At 62.9% G+C, this 15,735-nt stretch carries 13 protein-coding genes; all 13 read left to right on the top strand.

Translation table 11 applies throughout. The annotated features are described in order from the left end of the window. Positions 1-28: 28 nt before the first annotated feature. The 13 genes from AACW18_RS18485 to AACW18_RS18425 all read left to right on the top strand — a co-directional run bounded on the left by AACW18_RS18485 (position 29) and on the right by AACW18_RS18425 (position 15,719). Entirely contained in the window at positions 29-679 is a 651-nt protein-coding gene (locus tag AACW18_RS18485; RefSeq protein WP_218292621.1) for a type II secretion system protein, read from the top strand. Positions 680-698: 19 nt separating this feature from the next. Continuing rightward, positions 699-1,133 (top strand): prepilin-type N-terminal cleavage/methylation domain-containing protein, encoded by a 435-nt coding sequence (locus AACW18_RS18480; RefSeq protein WP_218292620.1) that lies wholly within the window; start codon positions 699-701, stop codon positions 1,131-1,133. 52 nt (positions 1,134-1,185) lie between these two features. After that, on the top strand, positions 1,186-1,656 hold the full coding sequence (locus AACW18_RS18475; RefSeq protein WP_218292619.1) for a pilus assembly FimT family protein: 471 nt from the start codon (positions 1,186-1,188) through the stop codon (positions 1,654-1,656). Beyond that, positions 1,643-2,212 carry a type II secretion system protein gene (locus AACW18_RS18470; protein ID WP_218292618.1) on the top strand — a complete coding sequence of 190 codons (570 nt, stop codon included), beginning with the start codon at positions 1,643-1,645 and terminating at the stop codon, positions 2,210-2,212. Before AACW18_RS18475 ends, AACW18_RS18470 begins: the two co-directional genes overlap by 14 nt. Continuing rightward, positions 2,212-2,988: a PilW family protein gene (locus tag AACW18_RS18465; RefSeq protein WP_218389495.1), complete on the top strand. Its 777-nt coding sequence runs from the start codon at positions 2,212-2,214 to the stop codon at positions 2,986-2,988. Before AACW18_RS18470 ends, AACW18_RS18465 begins: the two co-directional genes overlap by 1 nt. Before the next feature lie 43 nt (positions 2,989-3,031). Continuing rightward, positions 3,032-3,442, top strand: a complete 411-nt coding sequence (locus AACW18_RS18460; protein WP_218389528.1) for an MSHA biogenesis protein MshP — start codon at positions 3,032-3,034, stop codon at positions 3,440-3,442. Beyond that, on the top strand, positions 3,439-6,912 hold the full coding sequence (locus tag AACW18_RS18455) for a DUF6701 domain-containing protein (protein ID WP_218389494.1): 3,474 nt from the start codon (positions 3,439-3,441) through the stop codon (positions 6,910-6,912). Before AACW18_RS18460 ends, AACW18_RS18455 begins: the two co-directional genes overlap by 4 nt. A 216-nt stretch (positions 6,913-7,128) precedes the next feature. Beyond that, entirely contained in the window at positions 7,129-8,169 is a 1,041-nt protein-coding gene (locus AACW18_RS18450) for a rod shape-determining protein (protein WP_042651882.1), read from the top strand. Positions 8,170-8,211: 42 nt separating this feature from the next. Further along, complete coding sequence (mreC, locus tag AACW18_RS18445) at positions 8,212-9,132, top strand: rod shape-determining protein MreC (protein WP_042651883.1); 921 nt, start codon at positions 8,212-8,214, stop codon at positions 9,130-9,132. Then, positions 9,132-9,617 carry a rod shape-determining protein MreD gene (gene mreD, locus AACW18_RS18440; protein ID WP_033131672.1) on the top strand — a complete coding sequence of 162 codons (486 nt, stop codon included), beginning with the start codon at positions 9,132-9,134 and terminating at the stop codon, positions 9,615-9,617. The genes mreC and mreD overlap by 1 nt, the downstream gene beginning before the upstream one ends. A gap of 51 nt (positions 9,618-9,668) precedes the next feature. Further along, complete coding sequence (locus tag AACW18_RS18435) at positions 9,669-10,256, top strand: Maf family protein (RefSeq protein WP_042651884.1); 588 nt, start codon at positions 9,669-9,671, stop codon at positions 10,254-10,256. 96 nt (positions 10,257-10,352) lie between these two features. Further along, positions 10,353-11,822 carry a ribonuclease G gene (rng, locus tag AACW18_RS18430; RefSeq protein WP_042651885.1) on the top strand — a complete coding sequence of 490 codons (1,470 nt, stop codon included), beginning with the start codon at positions 10,353-10,355 and terminating at the stop codon, positions 11,820-11,822. Further along, positions 11,823-15,719: a YhdP family protein gene (locus AACW18_RS18425; protein ID WP_218292615.1), complete on the top strand. Its 3,897-nt coding sequence runs from the start codon at positions 11,823-11,825 to the stop codon at positions 15,717-15,719. Positions 15,720-15,735 lie beyond the last annotated feature (16 nt).

Raw genomic sequence — 15,735 nt, 5'->3', positions numbered from 1 at the left:
AAATAATGCGGGTTACTACGGAGGCAGCATGGCAGCAAAGAGAGTGACACCCGGCCGCACTATGGGCGGTTTTTCCCTGATCGAGCTGGTGATCGTCATCGTGATTCTGGGGATACTGGCGGTCACCGCCTTGCCCCGTTTTCTCGACGTGACCGACGAGGCGAAGAAGGCCAGTGTGGAAGGGGTATCGGGCGGCTTTGCCACCGCGGTCTCTCTGGTGCGGGCCCAGTGGGAGGCGGAGGGGCGTGCCAAGCAGGACAGCCTCAACACAGTGCTGTATGACGGCTCGCGCTTCTATCTCACCACGCCGACCGAGAGCCAGGTCAACAATGGCGAGCTCTCCCCCGGTTATCCCATGGATACTTCGGCGAGCGGCTCTCCCGATGTGGATCCGGCCAATCTGACGGCCACGCGCTGTCTCAATATTTGGGAGGGGTTGTTGCAAAATCCTCCCAAGGCTACTGCCAACTTTGACGAGGTAAGCGGTAGCGGCAATGACCTGAAGTTCTATGCCACGGTGAGCAACAATGGACTGGATTCGGTCTGCCGTTACTATCTGGTCAACAGCCTGAGCAAGGGAAGTGATGGACGGTATCAGGACCCGCAAGGGAGCACGGATGCCTATATGAGTTTCAGTTACCGCCCGGCCTCCGGCCAGGTCACCACCAATATCAATTGATAAACAGAGGAATAATGTAATGAAAAAGCAGGCGGGTTTTACCCTGATCGAACTGGTGATCGTGATCATCATCCTGGGCATTCTGGCGGTCACCGCTGCGCCCAAGTTCCTGAATCTGCAGGATGATGCCAATAAGGCTGCTGCACAGGGCGTTGCCGCCGCCGTGCAGAGTGGGGCTCAACTGGTCTATAGCCGTTCGGCTATCGATGGCACAGAGAAGCTGGACTCCTCTTCTGTTGCCGTAGGCACCAGCTCAGCCACTACAACCTGGGGTTATCCGACAGCGGATCAGGCTGGGATTGGCCAGGTAGTCACTCTGGATGGCGGCTGGGCCGTGGATAACAGCGGTGTATTTACCTCGGATCAAGCCAATAGCTGTGAGGTGATTTACAACGCACCGGCGGATGAAGGTGAGACCTTCTCTGTGCAACTGAGCGGCGCCAACTGCTCGTAATGCTGTGTTAGGCGAGGCGTATGCCTCGCCTTTTCTATTTGGAATCAACAGAATGCGAAAGGGGTTCACCCTGGTTGAACTAGTAATCGTGATCCTGTTACTCGGGATTCTGGCCGCCTTTGCCGTGCCCAAGTGGCTGGGCAAAGGCGGCTTTGAAACCCATACCCTGCGCGATGAGCTGGTGGCCCGGCTGCGACTGGTGCAGACCATGAATATGAACGAGGGGGGGGATCGCTGCACCCAGCTGGTGCTGGAGGCTAACCGCTTCGGTCACCTGACGCAGACGGGTAGCTGCAGTGCCAAACCCATCTCGAGCTGGAGTGCGGACGAGCAGAGCCGTGGTCGGGTGGTGAGCACCTCTGGCGACGTTGTCCTGTCCCCCCCGGCGAGGTTCTCCTTCGATAAACACAGTGGCCGCCCCCTGGGCTCTTGCGCCGCTGGTTGCGATCTGGCTGTCACTGAGGGCGCCGAACGTACCCGGTTACGTATCGAGTCCGAAGGCTATATCTATGCCCTCCCTTAACGCCTCCCGCGGTTTTACCCTGGTCGAGCTTGTCGTCGGCATAGTGCTGCTGACCATAGCGCTGACCGGGATCCTGGGCTTGCTTGTCAATCAGGCACCCCAGGCTGTGGATCCGGTGCAGCAGGTGCGCGCCGCCCAACTGGCTCAACGCATCTTGAACGAGGTGCTGCAAAAATCCTTCGACGAACATTCGGACCATAACGGCGGTCGCTATCGCTGCGGCGAGACGGCCGGTACGCCTCCTGTGACCTATCCCACCTGCACTGCCAGCACCGACTACGGCCCTGATGGTGAGCCCGCCTCTTATGCCTTTAACGATGTTGATGACTTCGATACCGCAGGCAACTGGGTGGACGCCAATCGCTTTACCCAGACGTCGGTTGGCGTCAACAACGAGGAGTATCGCAACTATCAGATCAGGATCAGCGTCACGCCTGACTCCCTGTTTGGGAGCCCGGGCAAGAGCGCAGAGTCCGTTGGCAAGCGCATCGATCTGCAGGTGCGGCTGCCGGATAGCAGTGAAGTCGATTTTGCTGTCTACCGGGGTAACTACTGATGGCTCGTCGTCTGGCTCGGGGTTTTACGCTGGTCGAGCTGGTGATGGTGATCCTGCTGCTCGGCATCATGGCCACCTTCTCCAGCCAGTTTATCGGCATCGGCACCCAGATCTATGGCGATGCGAGTAGCCGCGAGCAGTTGATGAGCGATGCCCGCTTCGCGCTGGAGCGGCTCAATCGCGAGCTGCGCGATGCGGTGCCGGGCTCGGTACGGGTGGAGGACAGCCTTGGAAATGTGGTGGAGCAGGGCAACTGCCTGCGCTTCTGGCCCATTGCCACCGCCAGCCGCTATCTGAGCCCCAATGGGAGCGGCGGGCTGACTATCATCACCCCGGTTCGCCTCCCCGAGGTGGGTGAGCTGGCCATCGTCTACCCCCTTGCCAGCCCGGATCTCACCTTGGACCAGGGTTGTCTCTATGGCAACTGCGTCGCCAGGGTGACCTCAGTGGGTAGCCCCGTCTCGGGGGCGCTGCCGCTGGTGGTCGACAATGTCTTCACCAAGGATTCTCCGAGCTGGCGCATCTATTTCGCCAACCAGCAGGTGCGCTACTGCGTGACTGATTCAGTGTTGAACCGGAGCAGTGCCGCCATAGGCGTGAATATTGGCACTAGCACTCCCGCCCCGATGGCCGAGCATATCCGCCCGATCTCCTCTTACTTCTACCGGGGTCCGGCGGCCTTCAGCCCGAGCGAGGTTGGGCTGAGGCTGATACTCGAGCAGCGCGGCGAGAGCGTCACCTTCAACCATCGGCTGGAGCCATTCAATGTCCCCTAGCGCCTTTCCCCCCGCCATGACGGCCCAACGGGGCAGCGCCATCATGATCGCGCTGTTTGTCATCGTCATTATGGCCCTGCTGGCGGCGGCCATGGGCCGCTTCCTGGTCGACAGCGGCGAGAAGAACACGGTGGAGGTGCGGGGTGTGCGGGCCCTGATGGCGGCCCAGAACGGGTTGGAAATCGCCCTCTATCGGCTCTATCCCAACGATCACTGGACCGCCCAGCGGTGTGATGCTCTGACCAGGACCTCCTTCTCTATCCCCGGGTTGGTGGATTGTCAGGTCAGCGTGACCTGTCAGCCCATCACCGCGAGTACGGACGGGATGACCCAGACCAGCTACCGGTTTCGCAGCGAAGGGCGCTGTGGTAACACGGATCTGAATAGCCCCAACCCCGATTTTGCCGTCAGTCGGACCCTGGTGGCGGAAGCCTTCGATGGAGATGCACCATGACAGACAACCTAAGCTCCTGGGGCGGGCTCTGCGCTTTTCCTCGTCGCTACAGGTTCATGTTGTGCCTGGTCGCTTGGTTGCTGTTGAGCCTGGTCAGTTCGGGTGCGGATGCGTTTGGCGTCATTGATACCGGCCGCTATTTTCCGGCCGTGGTACAAGGGCACCATGGGGAGCAAGCCAGCGCCTGTGCCGGGACACTCATCCCCCAGCTGAGTGAGGTCAACAATCCCAGGATCAACGGTACTGGCGGGAACAAACTGGCCTTCTGCTCCATTACTGCCAACCAGAACAACACCAGGAACTGTGACGATGGCCTGGGGGGCTACAAGGTTTGCGCCATCACGGGACAGGATATTGGCGGCCTCAGCCTGACGGGGAGTAACGCTTTCCCCACGAATGGCTCCACCACAGATCTAAACTGCAACAACAATGGCAGTGCGGTGCTGGATCAGAAGGCTTACCGCAACGTAGGTAGCAGCGGCTGCCAACTGGTGTTGACCGCCCAGCCGGGCTATCAGATAGCCAGCTTGAATATGAGCAATGGTGGCACCCTGATCCTGGGGCCGGGCGATCATTTCTTCGAGACACTTTCCCTGGATAGCACCGTCGTCAAGTTACAGAGTAAGGATCAGGCGCTGACCCGGATCTTCGTCAAGAACACACCGACGTTGCGTAACAATCCATTGATCAATGCCGGTGGCAAGCAGAACCTGGTCTGGGTCAGTTATAACGACTTCAATATCAGTAATAGCGCCAGGTTTGTCGGCTATCTCTATGCCGGTGGCACTGTGATTATGGGCAACCAGGCGACCCTGACCGGTCGGATCACGGCGCGTACCCTGGTGGTGAAAGACAATAGCGTTATCAACAAGGGGGACGCAGTGGTGCCGCCCCCGTTGCCCAACTGCAGTGATATCTTCACTGACCCACCGACGGAAGGTGCCATCATGGAGCCACCCGCGGGTATGCTTGAACCGCCCTTGACGGATCTGTCATGCAGCAGCCACAAGGGAGTGACTACCTGCAGCGGTCACGCCGGGAACAGCTTCGCGCCAGGGGATCATGATTTCAACAACGGTTCCATCGGCAATGACGCCGAGATCGTCTCCAGTGGGGTGACGGCGCGGCTGTACTTCAACAACCTCGATCTGAACAACGCCAAGCTCAACCTAACCAACCCACCAGAGAACCTCTTCATTTATGTAAAGGGCGATCTCTCGATTAAGGGTCAAAACCAGATCAACGGCATCGTCTATGTCATGGGAGACGTCAATATGTCTGGCAATGCCAGCATTGATGGGGCGCTGGCGGCGGGTGGGAGCATCGATATGGGTGGCAACGGTGAGGTCGATTTCTCTCAGGACGCGGTCGACAATGCTGATCTGGGTGGTCTGTGCCAGCAGGGCGGTGGCGGCGGTAGTCAGGTTGACCATTTCGAGCTGGATCACAGCGGCCAGGCGCTGACCTGCAACCCTGAGCCCATCACCATTCGCGCCTGTGCCAATGCCGCCTGCAGCAGTCTGATTACAACCACGGTCTCTCTTACCCTGGCTCCAGCGACGGGCTGGGAAGGTGGCAACCAGATCAGCCTGACGGGAGGGAGTGCCGTCAAACAACTTCGCCATACCACGGCGGGCGCTGTGACCCTGGGGGTTAGTGCATCGAATCCGGTCGCGAGCACTGCCACCCTGTGCCGGGCCGGGGGCGGTGCACTCAGCGCCGCCGCCTGTACCCTCAGCTTTGCCGACAGCGGTTTCCTGTTCGATGTGCTGGACACTTACGCCAACAGGCCGCAACAGGTGCAGCTGAAGGCGGTGAGGAAAGACAGCGCGAGCCAGAAGTGCGTGCCCGGCTTTGCCGGCGTCAGCAAGCCGGTCAGCTTCTGGAGCGATTATGTCAGTCCGAACGGCAACGGCTTTGGCAGCAAGGTGACGGTCAATGGCAACGCCATCGCGACGACCCAGGGGGCGGCCACCGCCAGCAACCTGAGCTTCGACGCCCAGGGGGAGGCGACCCTGACGGTCAATTATCCGGATGCGGGTCAGATGCAGCTCAATGCCCGCCACCAGGGCAGCGGCGACAGCGCCGGTCTGGTGATGACGGGGGGCGATCAGTTTGTCAGTCGCCCGGTCGGGCTCTGCATCACGGCCCCGCAAGGGGTCTGCGTGGCAGGGGATATCAGCTGCCCGGTATTCAAGAAGACCGGGGAAGCCTTCCCGCTCAACCTTGGGGCCGTGGCCTGGCAGTCCGATAACGACACCGATCTCTGCCGCGGCAATCTGGCGACCCCCAACTTTGCACTGACCGGGATAGCGCTCGCTAGCCAGCTGGTGGCCCCCCAACCCGGGGTGGAGGCGGTCGTCGGTACGGCTAGCTACGACCATGCCATCACGACCGCCAGCAACCTCAACGTGGTCGGGCAGTCGGTCAACGAGGTCGGCGTGTTCCGGATGCAGGCGACCCCGCCAGCTGGCGGCTACTTCGGCTATACCATAACCCCCGCGCTCAGCGCGCCGCTGGGGCGCTTTATCCCGCTGGACTTCAATCTGGTCAGCGGCGACATAGCGCCGGCCTGTGGCGCCTTCAGTTATATGGGGCAGCCCTTCCTGACGCAGTTGCATATTGAGGCCCGCAACCAGCTCGGACGGGTCACTCAGAACTATAGAGAGAGCTTCGCCAAGGGCGATGCCTACCTGAGCACGGCCAACAACAGAGATGGGATAGCACTCTCTGCCCGGCTGCGCAGCCTGGGACCGCTGCCATGGGTGGCGGGGGCGGCTGATTTCAGCGGGCCGACCGAGTTTGCCCGCCTCTCCGATAGCCAGCCTGACGGCCCCTACCGCGAGCTGCTGTTTGGTCTCTATATGCAGGACAACGATGGCGGGCAGACGCTGATCGCGGCCCCCGATTTCAATGCCCAACAGGCCGGGACATGCAGCGGCTCGGGTTGCAACGCCAAGCAGATCGATGCCAGCCCCATGGAGGCCTATTTCGGGCGGGTGCTGGCCGGCACGGCGCAGGGGGTGGCGTCGGCGCCGCTGATGGTACCGCTGCAACTGCAATATCACGAGGCAGGCAGCTGGCACCGGCAGTGGGCGGATCAATGTACCCGGCTCTCCCTGCTGGATGGAGGGTTCGAGTTTACCGATAGCAGCCAGAGCTTCGATGCAGGGAGCGGCGAGCTGACCCTGGACGAGAACACCAAGATCCGGCTCGGGCTTGGTCCGGTCGCGCCCGGCGCCATGACGGCGACGGTGCAGGATGGCGTCATCGCCTTGCAGCTGGCGGCCCCGGACCAGACGGTGCGCATTCCCTTCCGAATCGATCTGAGCAAGCAACCCGAGTCGGCGCTGCAACCAGGACGGCGGCCGCTCTGGCTTTCGGACCCCCAGAGTCTGGATGGCATGGCGATTTTTGGCATCGGTCGTGGCAATGACAGAATTATTTATCGGCGTGAGGTGATGCCCTGAAATTGATCTGTCGATGAGGATCGGGACCGTTTGGCTTGAGCTTGAGACTTATCTCCTTGTTTCGTAGAGTTTGTCTGCCTGAGCGGGTGAGTGATGACTCGCATTTTTGTCGCGCTTGATTGATTGGCGACAGTTTGAGCGCTTGCCCATTGAGGTGGGCATTGGTAAAGTTAGCCGGTTTTATGCACCTCCAAATTCTTAGGATTTCCCGTAGCCATGTTCAAAAAGCTCAGAGGCGTCTTTTCCAACGATCTGTCGATCGACTTGGGAACTGCCAACACCCTGATCTACGTAAAAGATCAAGGGATCGTCCTTAACGAACCCTCAGTTGTCGCCATTCGCCAAGAGCGCGGGAACGCCAAATCGGTCGCTGCCGTCGGTCATGCCGCCAAGCAGATGCTGGGTCGTACCCCAGGCAACATCTCCGCCATCCGTCCGATGAAAGACGGCGTCATCGCCGACTTCTACGTGACCGAGAAGATGCTGCAGCACTTCATCAAGCAGGTTCACGACAACAACTATTTCCGCCCCAGCCCCCGTGTGCTGGTGTGCGTGCCGTGCGGCTCCACTCAGGTCGAGCGCCGTGCCATCAAGGAATCCGCGCTGGGCGCCGGTGCCCGTGAGGTCTACCTGATCGATGAACCCATGGCTGCCGCCATCGGTGCCGGTCTGCCGGTCTCCGAAGCGACCGGCTCCATGGTGGTGGACATCGGTGGTGGTACCACCGAGGTGGCCATCATCTCCCTGAACGGCGTGGTCTACTCCCAGTCCGTGCGCATCGGTGGCGACAAGTTTGACGAAGCCATCATCAGCTACGTGCGTCGCAACTATGGCAGCCTGATCGGGGAAGCCACCGCCGAGCGCATCAAGCACTCGATCGGCTCCGCCTATCCGGGCGAAGAGGTACGCGAGATCGAGGTGCGTGGTCGCAACCTGGCCGAAGGGGTGCCGCGCAGCTTCACCCTGAACTCCAACGAGATCCTGGAAGCGCTGCAAGAGCCGCTGTCCGGTATCGTCGCCGCCGTCATGGTCGCCCTGGAGCAGTCTCCGCCCGAGCTGGCGTCCGACATCTCCGAGCGCGGCATGGTGCTGACCGGTGGTGGTGCCCTGCTCAAGGACATCGACCGCCTGCTGATGGAAGAGACCGGCATCCCGGTCGTCGTGGCCGAAGATCCGCTCACCTGTGTCGCCCGCGGTGGCGGCAAGGCGCTGGAGCTGATCGATATGCACGGTGGCGATCTGTTCCACTACGAATAAGACCCAAAGCCGGCCAGCGTGCCGGCTCTTTTTTGACGACTCATGAAACCCATTTTTGGTAGAGGCCCTTCGCTTCAGTTACGGTTGTTTCTCGCCGTCATCATCTCTGTTGCTGCCATCGTCGCGGACTCCCGCTTCGGTGTGTTTACCCATGTCCGCGTTTATCTGAGCTCGCTGGTCAGCCCGCTGCAATACATCGCCAACGCCCCCGGCACCCTGCTCGATACCATGTCGACCCAGGTGCAGACCCGCTCCAGCCTCATCGAACAGACCAAGCAGCAGGAACAACAGCTGTTCACCCTGCGCTCGCGCCTGCTCAAGCTGGATCAGCTGGAGCACGAGAACCAGCGGCTGCGTGAGCTGCTCGGTTCGCCGGTGCACAAGGAGTCCCGCAAGATGGTGGCCGAGCTGCTGTCGGTGGATTCCGACCCCTTCAGTCATCAGGTGCTGATCAACAAGGGGGCGCTGGACGGCGTCTATAACGGCCAGCCGGTGATCAACGATCAGGGGGTGATAGGTCAGGTGCTGCACGTGGGTTCCACCACCAGCCGCGTCCTGCTGGTCACCGACTCCAGCCACGGCATCCCGGTGCGGGTGCTGCGCAACGATCTGCGCGCCATCGCCTCCGGCAGTGGTGAACTCGACAAGCTCGAGCTGCGCAACCTGCCGCGCAACACCGATGTGCAGGTCGGCGATCTGCTGGTGACCTCGGGTCTCGGCGGTCGCTTCCCGGAAGGCTACCCGGTGGCGACCGTGACTCGCTCCGACTATGTGGAGGGCAAGCCCTTCGCCCAGGTCGAAGCCAAGCCGCTGGTGGAGCTGGACCGATTGCGCTATCTGCTGCTGCTGTGGACCGACAAGAAGCCGGAAGTGCACGACAATGATGCCCTGGCACCGGCTCAGGCCCCAGCTCCGGCGGCGTCCGCGGCGACGGCCACCTCGGCGGCGGGAGCGACGCGCTGATGCTGCAACCCGCCAGTGGCAGGATCTGGATCTGGGTCTCGATCCTGCTGGCTCTGTGCCTGTCGATCCTGCCGCTCCCCTTCCAATTCGAACCCTTCCGGCCGGACTGGCTCGCCATGGTGCTCATCTACTGGGCGCTGGCGTTGCCGCACCGGGCCAACGTCGGCACCGCCTGGGTGGCGGGCCTGCTGCTGGACGTGCTGCTCGGCAGCACGCTCGGGGTGCGGGCCATGGCCATGGCCATCACCACCTATCTGGCGGCCTTCCAGTTCCAGAAGATCCGCAACTTCTCCCTTTGGCAGCAGGCGCTGATCATCGGCCTGCTCTCGCTGGTGGGCAAGATCACCGTGTTCTGGGCCGAGCACCTGTTCAGCCGTGCCAGCCTCAATTTCGCCTATTTTTGGTCGACCCTGACGACGATGCTAATATGGCCCTGGATCTTTATGGTCTTGCGCAAGGTGCGCCGTCACTTCAATATTAAGTGAACATGAGCAAAAACAACGGATTGTAACTGCGTCTCATCTCATTGAGTGAATATGAACAAGCACAACGAACTGCAACTCTATCTCGCCTCGGGTTCCCCCCGCCGGCACGAATTATTGACCCGCCTCGGCTACCGTTTCGAGGTACTCAGGCTGGATGTTCCCGAGCAACGGGAAGCGGGCGAGAAGCCCCAGGATTATGTCTGCCGGCTCGCCCGTGACAAGGCGATGGCCGGGGTGGCTGCCGCCCCGACCGCGCTGCCGGTGCTGGGCGCCGACACCATAGTGGTGTTGGGGGATCGGGTGCTGGAGAAACCCTCCGATCTGCTCGACGCCAAAGACATGCTGGAGGCGCTCTCCGGCAAGGTACATCAGGTGATGACGGCGGTGGCGTTGGCCACCCCGGAGCGCTGCGACGTGCGGCTGGTCACCACCAACGTGGCGTTTCGCAAGCTGGACGAGGCCGAGATCGAGGCCTACTGGCGCACCGGCGAGCCCTGCGACAAGGCCGGCGCCTATGCCATTCAGGGCATCGCCGGCAAGTTTGTCAGCCGGCTAGAGGGGAGCTACAGCGCCGTGGTCGGCCTGCCCCTGCTGGAAACGGATCTGCTGATCCGCCAGCAGCTCGAACAGAGCCGATAACCCGCCCCAGCGGTCTCCTGCTGCGTTACCACCTGCGTTGCGCGTGCCCTGCCGGACTGGCAGTCAGAATTCAAAACTAGAAAGGCAAGGTAACTTATGTCAGTCGAACTGCTGGTGAACGTCACCCCCTCCGAAACCCGGGTCGCCCTGGTCGAGAACGGCCTGCTGCAGGAAGTGCATGTAGAGCGTCAGGCCAAGCGCGGCATAGTGGGCAACATCTACAAGGGCAAGATCAGCCGGGTGCTGCCCGGCATGCAGGCCGCCTTCGTCGACATCGGCATGGACAAGGCCGCCTTCCTGCACGCCTCCGACATAGTGCCGCACACCGAGTGCGTGGCGGTGAAGGAGAAGGAGCAGTTCCAGGCCGGCAACATCGCCGAGCTGGTGCGCCAGGGCCAGGACATCATGGTGCAGGTGGTCAAGGATCCGCTGGGCACCAAGGGTGCCCGCCTCACCACCGACATCACCCTGCCCTCCCGCTATCTGGTGTTTATGCCGGGCAGCGCTCACGTCGGCGTCTCCCAACGCATCGAGTCGGAAGCGGAGCGCGAGCGCCTCAAGCGTACCGTAGCGGGCTACGTGGATGATCTCGGTGGTTACATCATCCGCACCGCCGCCGAAGGGGTGGGGGAGCAGGAGCTGGAGCAGGATGCCGCCTTCCTCAAGCGGCTGTGGCGCAAGATCCTGGAGCGCAAGCAGAAGTACCCGCCCTGCAAGATCCTCTACGAGGATCCCAGCCTGGCCTTCCGGGTGGTGCGCGACTTCGTCGGCGCCGAGCTCGACAAGATCCGGGTCGACTCGCGCCAGAGCTTCGAGCTGCTCTCGCATTTCACCGGGGAGTATGTGCCCGAGCTCGCGAACAAGCTGGAGTACTACTCCGGCGAGTCGCCCATCTTCGATCTCTACGACGTGGAGAACGAGATCCAGCGCGCCCTTGAGCGCAAGGTGGAGCTGAAATCCGGCGGCTACCTCATCATCGACCAGACCGAAGCCATGACCACGGTGGACATCAACACCGGCGCCTTCGTCGGCCACCGCAATCTGGAAGAGACCATCTTCAACACCAACGTCGAGGCGACCGCCGCCATCGCCCGCCACCTGCGGCTGCGCAACCTCGGTGGCATCATCATCATCGACTTCATCGACATGCAGTCGGAGGATCACCGCCGTCGGGTGTTGCACAGCCTGGAGCTGGCGCTGGCCAAGGACAGGGCCAAGACCAACGTCAACGGCTTCTCCCAGCTCGGGCTGGTGGAGATGACCCGCAAGCGCACCCGCGAGAGCCTGGAGCATGTGCTCTGCTCCGAGTGCCCGGAGTGCAAGGGCCGTGGCCGGGTCAAGACGGTGGAGTCGGTCTGCTTCGAGATCCTGCGGGAGATCATCCGGGTCAACCGCGCCTACGATGCGGATCAGTTCACCGTCTACGCGGCCCCCTCGGTGGCCGACTACCTGCGGGGCGAGGAATCACACAGTCTGGCCGAGCTGGAAGTCTTCATCGGCAAACAGGTCAGGGTGGTGACTGAGCCGCTCTGTGGGCAGGAACAATTCGATGTGGTGATGATGTAATTGGTCTACCGCTGGCTGAGTCGGGGCTGGTTAGCCCTCGGGGTCTTCTTCGTGCTGCTGGCCATCCTGGTCAGCCTGGTACGCCTTGGCGGCCCCCTGCTCAACCAGCATCGCCAGGCGCTGATCGCCAGCCTGCTCGGCAACAGCCAGCTGGAGGTCAGTGTCGAGCACGTCGGCCTGGACTGGACCCAGCGCGGGCCGGCCCTCGAGCTGCAAGGACTCGCCATCGCACCCGATTCGGGGCGTTTCTCCCTGCGGCTCGGCAAGGTGTGGGCCCACCTCGACTTCTGGCGCTCCCTCAACGAGTGGAAGCCGGTGTTCGGCCAACTGCTGCTGAGCGACGGCGACATAGCGCTGGATCTGGCCCAGCCGGCAGAGCCGGCGGGCGAGAAGAATCCGAACCAGCAGGCAGCCCTGCTGCGCTTCCTGCTGACCCAGCTCTCCACCTTCGACATTCATGACACCCGCCTGAGCGTGACCACGGCGCTGGGTGAGGTGCGTGCCCTCAACATCGCCCAGCTGCGCTGGCAGAACCGCGGCCAGCGTCACCAGGGCGTGGGCAAGGCCTATCTCATCAACGGGGTGGGCGAGAGCGCCATCGATCTCATCCTGGACGTAGACGCCCCCGCGACGCGGTTCGGCAGCCTCAGTGGCCAGCTCTATCTGGGGGCCAGCGAGCTCGACATCAGCCCCATGCTGGCCAGGATCCACGCCGGCGAGCCCAAGGTGACGGGCCAGCTCGACTTCCAGCTGTGGAGCAACTTTGCCAACGGTCAGCTGGGGGACTCGCTGCTGGCCTTTGGCAACAACCATCTGATCTGGAAGGACGAGGTCAAGGGAGAGCCACACCGGCTCGATCTGCGCGGCGGCAAGATCCAGCTGCGGCGGTCGGGGGAGGAGTGGCAGCTCGCCAGCCATGATGTGATCTTCAAGCTCGATGGCGCGACCTGGCTGCACAGCCGGCTGCAGCTCGAGCGGGTGGGCGAACGCATCCAGGGCTATGTGCCCGCCATCGACATCAGCCAGATCGCCAGCCTGAGCCAGCTGGTCTCGGGTCTCTATCCCCGCCTGACCGAGACCCTCAAGCGCACCCAGCCCAAGGGCAAGTTGCAGGATCTGATCCTGCAGGCGGATGCGAACTGGCAGGGGCTCTCCCTCGCCGGACGGCTCGCGGGCTTCGAGATGAAGGCCTGGCGGGATGTGCCTGGCCTGCAGAACCTGGACGGCGAATTCTGGCTGACCCCGGCGGGCGGCGGCGCCCGCCTGGGCCTCGGCAAGGGCAAGGTGGATCCGGCGCGCCACTTCAAGGAGCCGATCCCGGTCGACAGCCTGGCGGCGCGGCTGGATTGGTGGCAGACGCCGGCAGGCTGGGTGCTCTATGGCCAGGACATCGCCCTGGACAACCCGGATCTGCGTCTTGCCAGCCGCTTCCGGCTCGATCTGTTCGAGCACCCCTTCCTCGCCCTGACCGGCCGCATCGACGTCAAGAACGCGGGCCATGCCTACCGCTATTACCCGCTGGCCGTGATGAGTGACGGCCTGGTGAACTACCTGAGCGGGGCCATCAAGGGGGGCCAGGCCAAGGGCGCCGACCTGCTCTGGTACGGCGAGTTCAGGGACTTCCCCTACGATCAGGGCGCCGGCGTCTTCCAGGTGGCGGTGCCGCTCGAGAAGGCGACCTTCCAATTCTTCCCCGGTTGGCAACCGCTCACCGACCTGCAGATCGATCTGCTGTTCCAGAACGCCAGCCTCGACATGAACAGCCGCTCCACCCGGCTCGGCAAGGCTGGCTCCGACTCGGTGCATGCCTGGATCCCGACGCTGGCCCCGGGCGCCCATCTCTACGTGGACGCCAGGGTCGCCGGCGAGGGCAAGGCCATCAGCGACTATCTGCAGGATTCGCCGATGGGCAACTCCGTCGGCCAGGCGCTGCGGGAGATCGAGATCCGCGGGCCCATGAAGGGCACGGTCAAGCTGGATATTCCGCTCGGCGGCAAGGGCGAGGTCAAGGCCAGCGGCGACGCCCAGTTCCACAACAACAAGGTCAGGATCGCCGCCCTCGACATGCCGCTGGAGCGGGTCGATGGCCGACTGCTGTATGACAACGAACACACCCGTTTCAGCAACCTCAAGGCCAGCCTGTGGGATCAGCCGCTGACCCTGGATTATCAGGGCAAGCAGCTGCCGAACCGTTATCAGGTCGATCTCAAGTTCAAGGGGCAGTGGGACAGCAGTCGCCAACGCCGCGACATCCCCGCCCTCGAGCTGCTCAAGGGGCGCAGCAACTGGACTGGCGCCCTGGGGCTGACGCTGCCCAATGACAAGCCGTTCAGCTTCCAGCTGGCGCTGGACTCCAACCTGCAGGGGATGGGGCTGGATCTGCCGTTCCCCCTCGCCAAGACGGCCGACAGCCAGCTCCCGCTCAAGGTCACGGTGCGAGGCCGCGACGGCGCCGCCGATATTCGCGGCGTGCTGGGGAACGATGTGGACATGCAGAGCCGGCTGGTTTACGGCGAGGGCACGCCCTACCTCAGCCGGGTGCGGGTCGACGTCGGCCAGCCGGGGGCCAGGGTGTTGCAGGACAAGCCCATGCTGCTGGTCATCAACCAGCCGCATGCGGACGTGGGTGGCTGGCTGGCGCGGCTCAAGCGCTGGCTGCCGAGCCAGACCGAGAGCGGCAATGCGGTGGTCGGCCCCTCCTTCCTGCCGCAGGAGTGGTGGGTGGATGGCCAGCTGGCCCGAGCCGATATCGGCAGCGCCAACATCAAGGCGGTGCGCTTCACCGTGGGCCCGGTCCGCCAGGCCACCGAGGTGATGATCGACAGCCCGGATGTGATGGGGGTGGTGCGCATTCCCGTCGCCGGCCAACAGCCCATCGACGCCAAATTCGCCAGGATCTACTGGTCCGGCAAGGGATCGGATCTCAGCCCGGAGCCGGATGCCCGGCAGGACAAGGCCATCATGGACGCCATCCCCTGGCTCAACTTCAGCTGTGTGGACTGCCGCTTCGGCACCCTGCCGCTGGGGGAGCTGAAAGGCGAACTGGTGCCCGGCGTCAACCAGCTGGCCCTCAAGGGGCTGGAGATGAAGCTCGCCGGCAGCACCCTGAGCGGGAACGCCGAATGGCTGGCGCTACCCGGCCAGATGCAGACCCGGGCCCGGCTCAAGCTCAACACCCAGAACAGCGAGCTGTTGCTGCAGCGGCTCGGCTTCACCTCGCCCATCGGCGATGCGCCGGGCAAGCTGGCGCTGGATCTGAACTGGCGTGACGTTCCCTACCGGCTGGATCTGCCGACCCTGGGGGGCACCGCCGACTATCAGCTGGAAGGCGGCACCCTGCGGGAGGTCAACGACAAGGGGGCCCGCCTGCTCTCCCTGCTCAGCCTGGATTCGTTGCTGCGCAAGTTGCGGCTCGATTTCCGCGATGTGTTCGACAAGGGCTTCTACTTCGAATCCATGTCCGCCTCCGCCAAGATCAAGCAGGGGGTGGTGGACAACAACGACTTCTACATGAAGGGGGCGGCGGGCAACCTGCGCGGTGAGGGCATCGCCGATCTGGTGCGCTGGCGACTCGATTACGATCTGAGCTTCTCCCCGAACCTGGGGGGTACCCTGCCGGTGGTGGCCGCCTTCTCGCTGACCCCGATCACCGGGCTCTATGTGCTGGCGCTCTCCAAGCTGCTGGAGCCGGTGGTGGACGTGGTGACCCGCATCGACTTCCGGGTCTCGGGCCCGCTGGATGATCCCAAGCTGATCGAGGCGGGGCGGGACAAGGCGCGCATCAAGCTCAACCAGCAGCAGAAGCAGGCGGTGGATGCGGTGGCTCCCAGCCTGCCCGCCGAGGAGGTCACCCCCTTCCTGCTGACCCCCAAGCATACCGGACCCGGTCAGCGCTGAGGCGGGTAGGGGTCTT

Origin of the sequence: Aeromonas sp. sia0103, assembly GCF_963895295.1 — a bacterium.
GTDB lineage: Bacteria > Pseudomonadota > Gammaproteobacteria > Enterobacterales > Aeromonadaceae > Aeromonas > Aeromonas encheleia.
This window is presented reverse-complemented; position numbering and strand designations above follow the sequence as displayed.